At 67.5% G+C, this 15,559-nt stretch carries 13 protein-coding genes; 10 read left to right on the top strand and 3 right to left on the bottom strand.

Annotation, left to right across the window (positions count from 1 at the left end; translation table 11 throughout):
* Positions 1-36 precede the first annotated feature (36 nt).
* From PG878_RS18860 to PG878_RS18845, 4 genes are all read left to right on the top strand, one after another.
* Positions 37-534, top strand: coding sequence for a hypothetical protein (locus PG878_RS18860; RefSeq protein WP_209031496.1), 498 nt, complete (start codon positions 37-39; stop codon positions 532-534).
* Positions 535-648: 114 nt separating this feature from the next.
* Complete coding sequence (locus PG878_RS18855) at positions 649-1,119, top strand: hypothetical protein (RefSeq protein WP_311185989.1); 471 nt, start codon at positions 649-651, stop codon at positions 1,117-1,119.
* A gap of 122 nt (positions 1,120-1,241) precedes the next feature.
* Positions 1,242-2,021 (top strand): SPFH domain-containing protein, encoded by a 780-nt coding sequence (locus tag PG878_RS18850; protein WP_048490628.1) that lies wholly within the window; start codon positions 1,242-1,244, stop codon positions 2,019-2,021.
* A gap of 149 nt (positions 2,022-2,170) precedes the next feature.
* Positions 2,171-3,091 carry a hypothetical protein gene (locus PG878_RS18845; RefSeq protein ID WP_209031497.1) on the top strand — a complete coding sequence of 307 codons (921 nt, stop codon included), beginning with the start codon at positions 2,171-2,173 and terminating at the stop codon, positions 3,089-3,091.
* A 432-nt stretch (positions 3,092-3,523) separates the two neighbouring features.
* Here PG878_RS18845 and PG878_RS18840 read toward each other — a convergent pair whose 3' ends face one another.
* Positions 3,524-5,296, bottom strand: a complete 1,773-nt coding sequence (locus PG878_RS18840; protein WP_209031613.1) for a chloride channel protein — start codon at positions 5,294-5,296, stop codon at positions 3,524-3,526.
* A 561-nt stretch (positions 5,297-5,857) separates the two neighbouring features.
* On the opposite strand from PG878_RS18840, the gene PG878_RS18835 reads away from it, so the two are divergent.
* The 3 genes from PG878_RS18835 (at position 5,858) to PG878_RS18825 (ending at position 8,025) form a co-directional block, all read left to right on the top strand.
* A complete protein-coding gene (locus PG878_RS18835) occupies positions 5,858-6,655 on the top strand; it encodes a hypothetical protein (protein ID WP_209031498.1) in 798 nt (265 codons plus the stop codon).
* A gap of 124 nt (positions 6,656-6,779) precedes the next feature.
* Complete coding sequence (locus PG878_RS18830) at positions 6,780-7,748, top strand: polysaccharide deacetylase family protein (RefSeq protein WP_209031499.1); 969 nt, start codon at positions 6,780-6,782, stop codon at positions 7,746-7,748.
* Positions 7,749-7,824: 76 nt separating this feature from the next.
* Positions 7,825-8,025 carry a hypothetical protein gene (locus tag PG878_RS18825; protein ID WP_209031500.1) on the top strand — a complete coding sequence of 67 codons (201 nt, stop codon included), beginning with the start codon at positions 7,825-7,827 and terminating at the stop codon, positions 8,023-8,025.
* A gap of 25 nt (positions 8,026-8,050) precedes the next feature.
* On the opposite strand, the gene PG878_RS18820 is transcribed toward PG878_RS18825, so the two are convergent.
* Positions 8,051-9,397 carry an acetamidase/formamidase family protein gene (locus PG878_RS18820; protein WP_209031501.1) on the bottom strand — a complete coding sequence of 449 codons (1,347 nt, stop codon included), beginning with the start codon at positions 9,395-9,397 and terminating at the stop codon, positions 8,051-8,053.
* Between the two features lie 208 nt (positions 9,398-9,605).
* Here PG878_RS18820 and PG878_RS18815 point away from each other — a divergent pair, with 208 nt between their 5' ends.
* Both PG878_RS18815 and PG878_RS18810 read left to right on the top strand, forming a co-directional pair.
* Positions 9,606-10,238 carry a DUF2076 family protein gene (locus PG878_RS18815; protein ID WP_209031502.1) on the top strand — a complete coding sequence of 211 codons (633 nt, stop codon included), beginning with the start codon at positions 9,606-9,608 and terminating at the stop codon, positions 10,236-10,238.
* A 644-nt stretch (positions 10,239-10,882) separates the two neighbouring features.
* Positions 10,883-11,707: an alpha/beta fold hydrolase gene (locus PG878_RS18810; protein WP_209031503.1), complete on the top strand. Its 825-nt coding sequence runs from the start codon at positions 10,883-10,885 to the stop codon at positions 11,705-11,707.
* Positions 11,708-11,841: 134 nt separating this feature from the next.
* Here the strand turns inward: PG878_RS18810 and PG878_RS18805 are convergent, their stop codons facing one another.
* Entirely contained in the window at positions 11,842-13,062 is a 1,221-nt protein-coding gene (locus tag PG878_RS18805) for a glycoside hydrolase family 30 beta sandwich domain-containing protein (RefSeq protein WP_425611787.1), read from the bottom strand.
* Positions 13,063-13,392: 330 nt separating this feature from the next.
* Here PG878_RS18805 and PG878_RS18800 point away from each other — a divergent pair, with 330 nt between their 5' ends.
* Positions 13,393-15,480: a beta-galactosidase gene (locus PG878_RS18800; protein ID WP_209031505.1), complete on the top strand. Its 2,088-nt coding sequence runs from the start codon at positions 13,393-13,395 to the stop codon at positions 15,478-15,480.
* Positions 15,481-15,559: the final 79 nt, after the last annotated feature.

Genomic DNA, 15,559 nt, shown 5'->3' with positions numbered 1-15,559 from the left:
GCCTACGAGCCGCAGACCATGTTCAAGGAGTGATCGATGGTTAAGCAATATCGACGCATGCCGCGCTTGTGCCTGGTCGCCTTGTTAGTGGCGATGGGATTGATGACCTCAAGTGCCGGCTCGGCTTACGCAAGGAAGTCCACTACATTCTCAGGCGAGTGGGGCTATGCCAAGAGATGCGACTTGGGCCATTATCTGGGCCTGCATCTGCGGCAGCATGGCGATCGCGTCACCGGAGATTGGAGCGAGGGAACCAACGCGCACGGCAATGATGGGCAATTGCAGGGGGAAGTACGCGGGGGCACGTTGTATATCCGCTACTGCAGCGAAGATGGAGGAAAAAGCTACGCCGCATGCCCCGCGTTCTCAGGGCCAGAAGATCGGTTCCGGCTACAAAATGGACTGCTTGTTCGCTATCGGAAGTATGGTTCCGGTTATCGGCGCGACGTTGCGCTTCATCCTAGTGTCGCAGGGAAGGATGTGCCTTTCGATCAAGAATGCATGGATCAAGAAGATTGGCCCGACCAGCCCTGACAATTCCTTGGGCCGAAGCGCGCCCTGCGATGGGCCACAGCGGGTCAGGTTTTGGCTAGTTGGGAGGGCAATTTCACAGATGACAGATCGACTAAGGCGGGAGGAATGACGGAAGTGCGATGGTGGCTGATCGCGGTCTTCCTCGGTGGGGGCATGAATGTTTCTGCTGCCCGCGCCGTCGAAGTAGATCGGGGCGATCTACTTTGCAGCCAAGCCAGCGATTGGACTGATGGAGCGTCGGTGGGTGTAAAACAGATCACCCCGATGGTCGTAGAAAGTGATGCGGGCCGTGCCTATCACTTTGCTCTGGACGGAGGCGCCGGACTTCAAACGCTGGACGCTAGCTGCGGGTTGGGAAGCTACGCAGAGTGCTTCTTCACTGCTCGCCGGTCGAACGGCGGGACTTACCAGTTCTCGGACCTCTCGAGCTTCGGCCTATGGAGAACCACGGATGGTCTTTACCTGCTGTACCGCATCGTGTCTCCCAAGGGAGAGGCGGATGCCCCCAAGCGCCGCATAGTGAAGTTGGCTGATCCACCTGAAGAGGTATGCAACCAGATCGGCGACTATTCGGATCTCATGTAGGTCCATGGGCGGTCTATCTGCCCATGCCCACGTAGATGCCTTGCACCCCACGATGCGCTAGCATCCCCCGCACACGACGGCGCGCGGCGCCGTCCTTCAGGGGGACATCGATGAAACATTCCATCCTGGCCGCGGCTGTGGCGGCCTTGCTGTGCGGCTGTACCGTGGTTTCGCCCGATCCGGGGCAGCAGGCGGTGCTGGTGGACAAGCCGCTGCTGTTCGGCAAGGGCGGCATCCGCCTGGACGACGTGCGCGATCCCGGCCGCACCTACACGTGGATGACGACGTCGGCGGTGTACGTGGACACCACGCCGCAGACGGTGCAGGTGGCCTTCGACGACTTCTCGTCCAGCGACAACATCCTGTTGGACTTCTCCACGCAGATCCAATACCGGATCACCGCGCCGGCGCGGCTGCTGTCCGGCTTCGGCCAGGACTGGTTCAAGAACAACGTCGCCAGCCAGTACGCGGCGATCGTGCGCGACCAGGTCAAGCGCTACGACATGACCAAGATGATGAGCGACCCGGACAGTGCGCGGAAGATCGACGAGGCGGTGACCGAGAACGTGCGCGCGCTGGTCAAGGAGCAGGGCCTGCCGATCCAGATCCAGAACATCACGCTTGGCCGCGCCCGCCCCAATCCCGACGTACTGCAGCAGATGAACCTGACCGCGGCGCAGCAGCAGCGGGTCAAGACCCTGGTGGAAGCCACCACCGCCGAACGCCAGCGCGAGCAGGAGCAGGTGGCCAAGGCCGATGCGGACAACGCCTACCGCAACCGCATGGGCCTGACCCCGGAGCAGTATCTGGCCAGCCAGATCGCCGAGATCAACGCCGAGGCCTGTGCCAAGGCGCAGGCCTGCTACATGGTGCCATCGGGGACGTCGGTGATCGCCAAGTAGCGCGGCGCGGTAAGGCGGGCCCTGCGTGGCTCGCCGCATGCGGAATTCGGCCGCGCCGCGGGCGTTGTCGAAGCGGCACGCCGGCAGCGGTTGTCGCGATGCCGCTGGTCTGCCACTGTGAAGGCCCTGTCCTGCGAGGAGATCCGCAGATGGAATCCGCGCCGTTCACAGTATCCCAGCGCCCGCCGGCGACCCGCCTGTTCGCCCTGCTGGCGCGCGAGGCCCGTACTGGCGTGATCTTCCGCCGCGGGCCGAGCAAGCAGGTGCAGTTGATCCACTGGGATCTGCGCGACGACAGCTTCGTGCACGGGCAGTGGTTCAAGGGTCGCATCTACGAGCGGCGCTGCGACCTGTCGCCGTCGGGGCGGCTGCTGGTGTACTTCGCCTCCAAGCAGTATGGCGACTTCGGCACCTGGACCGCGCTGTCGCGGCCACCGTTCTTCACCGCACTGGCGCTGTGGCCCAAGGGCGACTGTTGGGGCGGCGGCGGGATGTTCGAGGACGAGCAGACCTTGTTGTTGAACCACCGGCCACGCGAGGGACGCGATCCCTTCCCGATGCCGACCGGCTTCCAGTTGCCGCACCATCTGCAGGTGCGTCCGTTCGGCAAGTACGCGGGTGGCGGCGAGGACGAGCCGATCGACGGCGTGTTGCGCGAGCGCGATGGCTGGCGCCTGTGCGATGACGGCGAGGGCGAACGTGGCGGGCTTCGCGGCGATGCTTTGTTCCGCTTCAGCCGCCCGCGCGTGCGCGAGAAGCCCGGCGCCAATGGCCGCCGCCTGCAGTCGCTGCTGCATGCGGTCGGCCAGGACAATCATGCGTGGTACGGCCTGGATCATCGGGTGCTGGACCGCGACGGCAACGTGCTGGTCGACCTGCCGGGCAGCGACTGGGCCGATTGGGATGGCGGCGACTTGGTGTTCGCGCGCGAGGGTGGTCTCTATCGCCTGCGGAAGAGTGACTTCCGCGAGGTGGCGCAGCGGGGTGAGCAGGCCTTCCAGTTGTTGCACGATTTCAGTGGCGCGCGTTTCGCGCCATTGGCGCCGACCGCGGATGCGCTGAAGTATTGAGGCGATCTGTGCGTGCCGCGCTCACCAAGCCACTGCGAACGACGTGCCGGGCCGTGACTTCAGGGATCTTCCAGGAAAGACGGAAGGCCACTCGTAGGAGCGGCTTCAGCCGCGACGCGTGTAACCGGAACTCCTGTCGCGGCTGAAGCCGCTCCTACAAGAGAGCGAGGTGTCTCTGTGGGGTGCAGAGACCACGCTATTTGAGAGGCTCTTCAGGCAGCCCAAGGCCACCGGAAGCGCGCGTGTAGGAGCGGCTTCAGCCGCGACGGGCTTTCCCGTGAGGCAGTCGCGGCCGAAGCCGCTCCTACGACCCATGGGATGTGTGACGCGTGGAGAATGGCGATCGCGGTCGATACTTACAGCGATACCGGAAGGCGCTGAGGTAGTGTCGGGCCGCGCCCCGCAAAAAACGAGGGCAAGGCGAGGTGTCGTTCAGCGAGCCGTGTCCGCCGACACTCCGCGCCTTCGGTGTTGCGCATCCCGCGCCTGGCGCAGCCGCTGTGCATGCGCAGCCAGCAGATCGCCACGGGTGAGGATGCCGACCATGCCATGTGGTGCGTTGCGGCCGAGCACCACCAGGCGGCCGACCTCGGCTTCCACCATATGGTCGGCGGCCTCGCGCAGCGAGTGATCCTCGCGCACGGCCAGAAGTGGACGGCTGAGCAAGGCGGCCAGGCGCAGGTCGTCGTGGTGCTGCGGGTCGAGCAGGTCGCGGCGGGTGAGCATGCCGATCGGGTGCCCGACAGCATCCAGCACCGGGAAGCCCTGATGCTTGAAGGCTGCATCGCCCGAGGCGATACGTGCACGCACGGCACGCAGGGATTCGTCACTGCGCAGCGTCACCACCTCACGGCTGCAGGCGTCGCCGGCGGCGATCTGGTCGAGGAAATCGGCGGCGTAGTCGCTGGGCACGCGTACGCCGCGGCGTGCGATCTTCTCGGTCATGATGGTGTGGCGCATGCTCAGGCCCGACACCAGGTAGGCCGCGGCGCAGGCGCCGAGCAGCGGCAGCAGCGCATGCGGCTGCTGGGTGGTCTCGAAGGCGAACAGCACCGAGGTCAGGAAGGCGCGCGAGGCGCCGGCGAACACCGCGGCCATGCATACCAGTGCGGCCATGTGCGGGTCCACGTGCAACCAAGGAGCCTGCGCCGCCAGCACCGCGCCGAGCACGCCGCCCAGCGCACTGCCGATGGTGAACAGCGGCGCCAGGGTGCCGCCGGAGGTGCCGCTGCCCAGCGCGATCGACCACGACAACAACTTGGCTGCGCACAGCGCCAGCAGGGTCGAGACCGCCAGGTGGCCAGTGATGGCACCGGCGATGTTGTCGTAACCGACACCGAGGGTGAGCGGCATCCACCAGCCGATCAGCCCGACGGCAATGCCACCGAGCGCCGGCCACCACATCCAGTGGATGGGCAGGCGCTCGAAACCATCCTCGATGGCATAGGTGAGCTTGGTGATGCCGACACCGGCGAGACCGCAGAGCAGGCCGAGCGCCACGTAGGCCATCACTGCCAGCGCATCTGGTGCGGCCAGCGCCGGCACCGCGAACATCGGTGCGCTGCCTTCCAGCGCCAGATGCGCGCCGGCGCCGACCGCCGCGGCCAGCGCCACCGGGGTCAGCGATCGCGCGCGCCATTCGAACAGCAGCAGTTCGATCGCCAGCAGCACCGCGGAGATCGGCGCGGCGAACACCGCCGCGGTGCCGGCAGCCGCGCCCGCGGCGAGCAGGACCTTGCGTTCGTCGGCGGTGACACGCAGCCATTGCCCGAACAGCGAGCCTAGCGCGCCGCCGGTGGCGATGATCGGCCCTTCCGCGCCAAACGGCCCGCCGGTGCCGATGGCCACCGCGGAAGACAGCGGCTTGAGCCAGATCATCCGTGGCGGGATGCGGCTTTCGTTGCGCAGTATCTGTTCCATCGCTTCCGGAATGCCGTGGCCACGGATTGCACGCGATCCCCAGCGCGCCATCGCGCCGACGATCAGGCCGCCGACTACCGGCAGCCCGATCGCCCACGCGCCGAGGTGGTGCCCGGCGGGGCTGGCCGCTTCGATGCTCCAGCGGCCGTAGTAGGCGAGGTTGGTGGCGAGCGCGATCAATGCGATCAGCACGTGCGCGGCCAGTGCCACCAGTGCGCCGACCAGCAGCGCCAAGGCGCAGAGACGCAACACGCGCCGGTCCAGTGGCGCGAACCGGCGCGGCATGTGCGCGGCGGCCAACGCAGGCGCGAGCGAGGGCGCCGGCGACAGCGGCGTATGCGAAGACGAAGCAGGAGACATCGAAGGCGCCTGGCACGAAACGAACGTGGGAGGCGGGCAAGGTTACGCGGATGCCGGCGCAGTGGCTGGCTCGAAAATGAACAGCAATTCGGTGTCGTCGTCTGGGCGTCACGGCGCTCTGCGATCGAGATGCCGATGCGTTTCGTCCGCTGTGCGGACGCCCGATACGCGGACGTCGGGCAAGCGCCGACGTGGAGCCTCACTACGCTGGAACGCCCGGCAGGGACTTCGAGCCGGGTGAGCGAGACAACGTGACGCGACCCAGATGATCTCGTCGGAGCGCAGGTCCAGTTGCAGGCGCAGCGCTGGATGGTGCCTCCACGCCGGGTCCGCTCCATCTGCTACGTGTCGCTCACCATGTCGTGGTTCTCGCCGTAGGGGTGTTGCCGGCACTCGGTCTTGGCCGTCGATCTAACCGCCCCTCTTCCCTCCTCATAAGAGGTGAACTACCTTGCCTGCCCTAGGGGGAATCGTATGCGTCGCGCATTGTTCGTCGTCATCGCCTTGGCTTCACTCTGCTTGTTCGCCGCCGGCCGTGCTCAAGCGCCGGTCAGGCGGCAAGAGCCGATCAGGGTCGCCTCGGTCTCGATCCAGTACACGTACATGGGGTGGGGATACGTCGATGAACGTTTCCACTTGGTTCCGGCGCGCAATGGCATGGGGTTCGTCATGCGGTGGACGGACAAGGAGGGTGCGAAGCACGCCGAACAGCGGGTCGCCACGGACAAGGTGATGGCGTTGTTCGCGGCGGCGCGCGCTCCCCGCATCGATCGCGCGACCGGGCTGGGCGTAGTGCAGCAGCGGGTGATGGCACCGGAGACGATCGCCAGAATTCGCAATACGCTGTTCGCTGCTGGGGATTGCTCACCTCTGCAGCAACGTCAGTGGCGCGCCGCAATAGCGACTGCGGGCAGCGTGAGGACAGCGCTCGAACGACTCTATCGCGAAACTATCCCATGGACCGACGATAGCCCGTCCATGACGGTCCGCATCGTGCCCGAACATGGGGCGCCGCTGGTGTTCCATTCGCAGTCGCAGAAGCCGTTCATGCTGGCGTGGATCCACGGCATGCCAGGTGGCCGAAGAAATGAAGAGATGGATGGCCCAAAGGCGACCTGGTCGCTGCCGCTCAGCGATGCGCTTGTGGAGATCCTGCCGGCCCTGTCGCCTGCACGAAAGCGCTTGGCGCGCGAGCAACTGGTCGGGGTGCTGGCTCGGAACATGGAACGCCGCTCTCCTTTATCCTGCTCGCAGGATCGTGGCAACGCACACGCAGGGCATTGAATCTTCGGTGCCTGGCTCTTGCAGGTGAATCGGCCAGGCAGGGCGCGCAATCAGCTGATAGGTGCTCCTTGGTGTCCTCCGCCTGTGTGCGTATAGACTGGCAAGTCCATACTGGGGGCGTCCGATGAGAGTACTTCGCTGCCTGTTGCTGCCGGCCCTGCTGTGCGTCGCCGTGCTTGCCCAGGCCCAGGACGACACGCGCCGCATCGCGGTGACCATCGACGACCTGCCGTGGCAGCGCATCGAGCAGACGCCGCCAGCGCAGTTGCCGGTGCTGCATGCGCAGTTGATGGCGGCGCTGCGGCAGGCGCAGGTGCCCATCGTCGGCTTCGTCAACGAGGACAAGCTCGAGCAGGGCGGCCAGGTGCAGCCGCAACGCGTGGCGATGCTGCGCGACTGGCTGGACGCGGGCTATGCGCTGGGCAACCACACCTATGGTCACTTGAACCTGCACAAGGTCGGCGTGCCGACGTACGAGGACGCGGTCGTACGTGGCGAGCGCACCTTGCGGCCGTTGCTCGCCGAACGTGGCCAGTCGCTGCAGTGGTTCCGTCATCCGTACCTGGCGACCGGCCGCAGCGTCGCCGATCGCGAGGCCGTCAACGCGTTCTTGGCCGCGCACGGCTACCGCATTGCGCCGGTCACCGTGGACAGTGGCGAATGGGTCTGGGCGTTCGCCTACGCGCATGTGCTGGACGAGCCGCCTGGCCCGGCACGCGACGCCATGCTGCTGCGGCTGCGCAAGGGCTACGTGCCGTACATGCTCAACAAGCTGGATTTCTTCGAGCGCGAATCGCAGGCCCTGTTCGGCCGCCGCATCCCGCAGGTGTGGCTGATGCACGCCAACGCGCTCAACGCTGCCGCCTTCCCGGATCTGGTCGCGGCCACGCGCCGCCGCGGCTATACCTTCATCGGGCTGGATGAGGCGCTGCGCGATCCCGCCTACACCCACGCCGAGGGCTACACCGGCGCCGGCGGCATCAGCTGGCTGCACCGCTGGGCGATGGCCGAGGACAAGCCCAAGAACTTCTATGCGGGCGAGCCTGTGGTGCCGCGGTGGGTGTTTGCGCTGGCCGGGGTGGATTCCGAATAGCGTAGGGCACGGTCCTTCACCACCCACCCACGCATAACGGGATCACGATGGCATCTTTCGACTCACCATGACGCCCATGCCCTCGTCCAAGACGCCTCCGTGGAAGAAGCCGAATCCGCGCGGCCAGCGCAGCCAGCCGTTGTCAGCGTCGCAAAAGGAAGCAGCGAAACAGCGCGCCGAGGAGAACGGTCGCCCGTATCCGAACCTGGTCGACAACATGTGGGCCGCGCGTTTGCCGCGCGATGCGTCGGGAGCCGACGCGGCGAAGTCGAAATAGTGCGGATCGGCGTGCGCGTGCAGCGCTATCTCGCCGACGACTGTTCGGTCTGGTCCGATGTTGGAGATGCGAGCGGCTGCAAGGTGCGCAGCACCGCCTTGTCGATGCTGGCGGCCACGCCGACGCTGCGTCCGGCCAGGTTGGCCACGCGATAGCGGGCGGCGACGCCCAGCACTTGTGTGGCCTGCGCCAGCGACAGGCCGTAGTCCTGCTGCAGCCAGCGCAACAGGCCGGAGGTGGCCAGGCGCAGTGCGTCGTCGCTGGAACCGGCCTGGCCCAGCACCGCGATCTGCTCGGGGGATTCCACGCGTGGCATCGCGATCGGATGATGTTTCACCAGCTCCACGCGGAACTCGACGTCCAGCGAGGTTTCCAGTGCCCACTGCGTGGTTTCGCCGTCGCCCTGTACGGCATGGCCATCGCCCAGATACAGCAGCGCGCCGGGCTGCTGCACGGGCAGGTACACCGTGCTGCCCGCCACCACCGCGTTGAAATCCATGTTGCCGCCGCCGACGCCGGTATCGCCGGTGGACAGCGCGGCGCTGCCGAATCCGGGTGCCGCCGCCAGCCCGCCGAGCATCGGCTGCACCGGCACGGCGAACGTGCGCATCGCGCCTTCGGCATCGAGCGGCCGGGCTGTCCCGGCATCGCGGTCCAGGCGCCAGCGCACATGTTTGCCGAGCCCGGCCGCCTGCGTGGCCATGTACGGCGTCTGCAGGCGGCCGACCAGGCCGTCGAGGCTGTCGGCGGTGTCGCGATTGAGCCGCAGTGCCACCAGGTGCACGGCGAGCATGTCCCCGGGCTCGGCGCCGACGACGAAGAACGGGCCGACCTGCGGGTTGCCGAACAGGGCGCGGGTTTTGCCATCGGCATCCACGCCGCCGGAGTCCAGGGTCTGGGTGCGCACGCTGTCGCCCGGCCACAGCAGCAGCGCCGGCGCACGGTCGGCGCTGAAGGTGTTGGCGTAGTCGCGGGGCACGAACACGTGCATCTGCGCCACCGCGCTCGTGCGTGCCGGGACGCGCCAGGCGTCGAAGGTGTGGGCGGCGCGAACGTCGTCAGCATTGGGATCGGGGCGCGTGCTGTGGCCTTGCATGCGCGCGCCATCCACGCGTCCGTCGAAGCGGGACAGGCGCCCGTCGGCGCCGGTGGCGGTGAACGCGATCGCATTGCCGGTGCGGGTGCCCTGGACGGGGTCGGCGTCCAGCCGTCCCTGCAGCCGGTCGCCGTGCGCATCCAGCTCCAGTGTCTGGTACAGCCGGTTGCCCCACAGATCCGTCGCCACGATCCACTGTTCGCTGGCCCAGGCCGGGGCCGCTGCCAGCAGGGCCAAGCCCAATGCGGTTGCCCATCGCGTGTTGCGTCCGTCCATCGGTGCTCTCCGTCCCGCTTAACTACAAATGTAGTCAAGTCGCGTAGTGTCCGGATCTGTCGAAAGTCATGCGCAGCAGGCTCCGCAGCGACGGCGCCTGCATGAATGCCGGCGCACTGGCGCGGAGACCATGCCCTTGGCGCCGCCCGGGCGATGCCCATACCGTGCCGTGCCGGCACTGGGCCGGTCATCGCATCCAGGTACGGGTATGACTCCGCAAGAACAGCAGCTTCTCGAAGACTTCCTGGCGCGCCTGCGCAGCGCCGGCGGGGTGGCCAAAGATCCACAGGCCGACGCGTTGATCCACGCGCGCCTGGCCGATCAACCCGATGCCGCGTATCTGCTGGTGCAGCGCACCCTGCTGCTGGAGCACGCGCTGGAGGCCGCCAAGGCGCAGATCGCGCAGCTGCAGCAGGCGGCCACGCCCCCGCCGCCGCCGGCCAGCTTCCTGGGCCAGGGCTTCAACGCGGCGCCGCCGCCGTTGCCGCCGGCGCCTGCCGCAGGCGCCGCGGGCGCCGGCGCGCCCGGCTGGCGCGAGCGCTGGTTCGGTGGTGGCGCTGCGGCCGCGGAGCCGGCGCCGGCTCCGGCCCCCGCGCGTGGCCCCAGCTTCCTCAGCAGCGCGGCCACCACCGCGGCTGGCGTGGCCGGCGGCATGTTCCTGTTCGAGGGCGTGGAAAGCCTGCTGGGCGGCCACCACGGCGGCGGCCTGTTCGGCGGCGGCGCGCCGCAGGAGACGGTGGTCGAGAACATCACCAACAACTACTACGACGACACGCCGCAGCAGGACATGGGCCAGGACTTCCAGGACGATGGCGACTTCGGCAACGACAACTGGACGTGATGACAGGCGCGCTTGCGTGACCGTGTTGATCGTTTGATCGGGCGAGCGCCAGCAGGCGCTCGCGATCGGTCGTTTCGAGACATCGAAGCGACCGATCGGTGCAAGTATCTATTCATCAGTCTATTCACGGCTGGCGTTCTGGATTGACGCATGGATGCAAAAAACCAAGAGAAGCAGGCAAGACCGTGCCCTGCGTCAGTCGATTATCTATTCATGTATCTATTCGATCGCAGGCGTGCGCGAGGCCCGACGTTGTGCGTTCGCGCGGGCTCCGTGTCGTCTTCCGGCGTGGATGTGGCCTGGCGCGTTGACTGATGGCTGTTCGCGCCGCAGGTGCCGCGCAATGGCTGGCGGAGCCTGGTGGGTGCGGAGCGCCTGGGCGCTGCCGTAGCCGGACCAGCGCGACGACTGGCGCGCAGCGGCCGGCATGGCGGTGACGTCCTGGGAGCGCGTCATCGCCGACGCGCACATGTCCGCGGCATTCCACAACATCGCGCGGGATGCGCTGGCACAGCTGACCCGCGCCCTGCCGCGGATCGGTTGAGCGCCGCGCGCCGCGTTAAACGCCCCGACACACGGCGCTCACGCGGGCCGGACATACGACAGCGGAAGCTGCCGCGACTCCCCACCACGAGGTCTTGCCAATGGCTGCCACCAGCGCACGCGTCCGTCTGCATGTCGAAGATACCGGCGGTGCCGGTCGTCCGGTGATCCTGATCCATGGCTGGCCGCTGTCGGCCGAGGCGTGGAAGGACCAGGTCGGTCCGCTGCAGCAGGCCGGCTACCGGGTCATCGCCTACGATCGCCGCGGCTTCGGCCGTTCGGAGAAGCCGGCCGACGGTTACGAGTACGACACCCTGGCCGATGATCTGGCCGGCATCCTTGAGGACAAGCAACTGCGCGATGCGGTGCTGGTCGGGTTCTCGATGGGCGGCGGCGAGGTGGCGCGCTACGTGGCGAAGCATGGCACCGGGAAGCTGGCCGGGGTGGTGTTCGCCTCCGCGGTGCCGCCCTACATGCTCAAGACCGACGACAACCCGGAAGGGCCGCTCAGCAAGGAGCAGGCGCAGGAGATGGAGCAGGGGCTGAAGGCCTCGCGCGAAACCTTCTTCGACGACTTCACCCGCGGCTTCTTCAGCGCCCACGGCACGCTGAAGGTCAGCGAGGCGCAGCGCCAGGAAGCGATCGCGCTGTGCCTGCAAAGCGACCAGACCGCGGCGCTGGGCTGCATGCAGGCGTTCGGCACCACCGATTTCCGCGAGGATCTCAAGAAGGTCGACGTGCCGACCCTGGTGCTGCACGGCGATTCCGATGCCACCGTGCCGTACGAAGGCTCCGGCCAGCGCACCCATCGCGCCATCGCCGGCAGCGACGTGGTGCTGCTGAAGGATGCGCCGCACGGCTGCAATACCAGCCATGCCGAGGAGTTCAATCAGGCGCTGCTGGGTTTCCTGGCCAAGCTGGGCTGATCGCTGGCGCGTATCGCGGTACCGACGCGCAAGGCGTGGCACCGCGATGACGCAGCTAGGCAGTAGGAGAAACCAACCCGCGGCAGTGCTCGGCTGCCGCGGGTCGATCCAACAAATTCAAACCATCGTGCCGATCACTCGCCCACCAGCGTCGCCACGCTCTGCGGGTCGACGTAGACGACGGTCTGGCCCGACGCAACGCTGTATTTGCCGCCGTAGCCGACGTTGAGAGTGGACGAGGTGCTGTACTTGGTGAACGCGGTAGCGCTGCCGGCGGGCACGCGCACGGTGATCTGCCGATGCTGGGTGCCGGTATTGACCGCCACCAGGACCAGCTTGCCGCTCGGGGTCTTGTAGGCGCTGACGGCGACGTCGTTGTACGGCGCGGCGGTGGCGCCGATGCGCACCGAGCCCGGGCGCACGAAGCGCGCGTATTGCGACATCACGTAGCCGCGCTTGCTCACCGTGCCGTTCTCGGCGATCAGCCCGTAGCTGCGGCGGATGTACCACCAGATATAGCCGCTGTAGTTCGCCAGCATGCTGTTGTGCAGTTCGCTGGCCACACCCAGCGCCGACGGCCAGGCGTTGCCGTCGGTGTTGTCGGTGTAGTGCTCGGTCATCCACAGTTGCTTGCCCTTGCTGCGCGCCAGCGGGTAGTCCTTGGGCTGTACGCCATAAAGGTGCCCGCCGACGATGGACAGGTACTGAGCGGCGCTGCTGTTGAGCACCGGGTCGGTCAGCGCGGTGTTGAAGCCCAGCGACTCGGCGGCGAGCAGCTTGAACTTGCCGAACTTCGCACCCTGCGCGCTGATGAAGTTGAGGAAGTCGGTGCCGTTCCAGTCGCCCGACTCGTAGTCCGGATGCCAGTCCGGCTCGTTCTGCAGCGACAGGGCGTAGATCGGCGCGCCCTTGCTGTCCATGTAGGCGGTGAAGTCCAGCAGGTGCTTGGCGTAGGCATCGTAGTACTGCGACAGCAGCTTGCCGCCATTGTTGAGGGTGTTGTTGGACTTCATGTAGGCCGGTGCCGACCACGGCGTGGCCAGCAGCACCGCGCCGTGCGCGCGGGCCCGCACCGCCGAGGGCACCTGCTGGCTCCAGCCGGAGCTGGACGGATCGATGCGCATGCGCATGATCGACAGGCCGATCTGTCCGGTGTCGCTGCCGAACGCCAGGTCGACCTGGGCCGGGGTGAGATCGGCGATCCAGCCGGCGCCGTTCATGCCGCCGAAGCCCTGGATGGTCTGGTGGACCTCGCTCGGGGTGACGGTGACGGTCTGTGCCAGGGCGGCGCCGGCCGAGAACAGCGTGGCGGCCGCGGCGAGCAAGGTGCCGAGCAAGTGGGGGGTCTTCATGATGTGTCCAACGGTGGGGGAGGCGTGACGCTAGCCAGCGCAGATGACCATTTCAATGTCGCCATCGTCCAAACCCGGCAAGTGAGACCGGTGGCGCAAGGCGAGCGCAACCGTGTCCTCAGTCCGTACGGCGCGCATGCCACGCCGGATGACGCGATGCAGCGTGGGTGCTTGCGCCGCTGCGTAGCGAGGGAGACGCCTGCGGATTGTGCGCAGTTGCGCGTGCAAACGCCGCAAGATGCACAAGTGCGCGCACGCCAAAACTGCGCACAATGCAGGCGCTGGCAGAGCGCAGAGGGCGTGCCGGCGTTTCCTCTTGCGAAGGTGTTGCGCATGCCACTGTTCCGTATTCCGCAACGCTGCGGCGTTGCCCTGTTCGCTGCGATGCTGTCGATCCTGCTCTGCCTGCCGCTGTTGGCACAGGCGCAGGCCACCCGCTATCGCGACGTCGCGCCGCTGTTGCTGGGCGTGGCCTGGTATCCGGAGCAGTGGCCGGAGGCGCAGTGGGAGCACGATCTGGCGCTGATGCAGGCGGCGCACGTGCGCGTGGTGCGGATCGGCGAGTTCGCCTGGAGCCGGATGGAGCCGCGCGAGGGGCAGTACGATTTCGACTGGATGGACCGCGCCATCGCCGCGGCTGCGCGGCATGGCATGGTGGTGGTGCTGGGCACGCCGACCGCGGCGCCGCCGGCGTGGTTGACCCAGGCCTATCCGGACACCTTGCGGGTTAGCCAGGACGGCGTGCGCGACGAGCACGGCAACCGCCAGCAGTTCTCCTTCGCCAGCACCCGCTACCGGCGCTTTGCGCATGCCATCGCCGAACAGATGGCGCAGCGCTACGGGCACAACCCGCATGTGGTCGGCTGGCAACTGGACAACGAGTACGCCCAGTCCTCGTTCGACCCCGAGGCCAAGGCGCAGTTCCGCGCCTGGCTGCAGCGCAAGTACGGCAGCATCGAGGCGCTCAACCAGCGCTGGGCCACGGCGTACTGGAGCCAGACCTACAACGATTTCGCGCAGATCCCGGTGCGCGAGGACGAGGAAAATCCGGCGCTGTTGCTGGAGTGGAAGCGCTTCGTCAGCGACACCTGGACCGACTACTCGCGCAATCAGATCGACGCGATCCGCCCGCACGCCGATCCGCGCCAGTTCATCACCACCAACACCATGGGCTGGTTCGCCGGCTTCGATGCCTACACCGTGCACGGCGTGCTCGACATCGCCGCCTGGGACGATTACGTGGCCGGCGAGCGCTACGACTGGGTCGACAACGCCGCCCGCCACGATCTGACCCGCGGCTACAAGCAGCGCAACTACTGGGTGATGGAAACCCAGCCGGGCTTCGTCAACTGGCGCGCGACCAACGTCGCCCTGCGCAAGGGCCAGGTGCGGGCGATGGCGTGGCAGGCGGTGGCGCATGGTGCCGATGCGGTCTCGTACTGGCAGTGGCGCGCCGCACCCAACGGCCAGGAGGAATACCACGGCACCCTGGTCGGCGCCGATGGCGCACCGGTGCCGGTGTATGCGGAGATCCAGCAGGTCGGCGCCGAGTTCGCCAAGGCCGGTCCGGCGCTGGCCGGCACCACGCCGCAGGCGCAGGTGGCGCTGATCAACGACTTCGACAGCCGCTGGGCGATCGGCTTCCAGAAGCACGCGGCCGACTTCGATCCGGTCGTGCAGATGAAGAGCTTCTACCGTCCGCTGCGGCAGCAGGCGCAGGTGGTCGACGTGGTCTCGGCGATGGCGCCGCTGGAGCGCTACAAGCTGGTGGTGGCGCCGGCGCTGAACGTGCTGACCGAGGCGCAGGCGCAGCGGCTGAAGGCCTATGTCGAACACGGTGGGCACCTGGTGCTGGGGCCGCGCAGCGGCATGAAGAACATCGACAACGGCCTGCATCCGCAGCGCCAGCCCGGCCCGCTGGCGGCGTTGCTCGGCGGACGCGTGGAGCAGTTCTACGCGCTGGACAAGCCGATCCCGCTGGTCGGCGCGGGCGCCGACGGCAGCGCCAGGATCTGGGCCGAACAGTTGCAGGCCACCGCTGCCGACACCACCGCACCGCTGCAGTACGGCACCGCCAATGGCTGGCTGGACGGCGCGCCGGCGCTGCTGACCCGGTGTGTCGGCAAGGGCCGCATCAGCTACGTCGGTGGCTGGTTCGACGATGCCACTCTCGACCGCCTCACCGGCGATTGGCTGCGCGATGCCGATGTGCACGCGCCGCTGGCCGACGTGCCGGACGACGTGGAAGTGGGCGTGCGCAGCGATGGCGCGCGTCGCATCCTGGTGCTGATCAACCACGGCACCGTCGCGCACGCCGTGCGGTTGCCGGTAGCGATGCGTTCGCTGCTGGGTCCGGCGCCGAGCAGCGACATGGTGCGGCTGGCGCCCGACGACGTGGCGGTGCTGGAACAGCGCCGCTGAGCGCTGCGACGGTGCGCTGCGTCGCACTGCCGGCCAGCGGGTGACGGATCGATCTGATTGGCGTGCCTGGCGCATGCCT

Origin of the sequence: Xanthomonas hawaiiensis (assembly GCF_031834635.1) — a bacterium.
GTDB classification, from domain to species: domain Bacteria; phylum Pseudomonadota; class Gammaproteobacteria; order Xanthomonadales; family Xanthomonadaceae; genus Xanthomonas_A; species Xanthomonas_A sacchari.
Note: the sequence above shows the minus strand (reverse complement) of the source record. Positions and strands in the feature narration are given on the sequence as shown.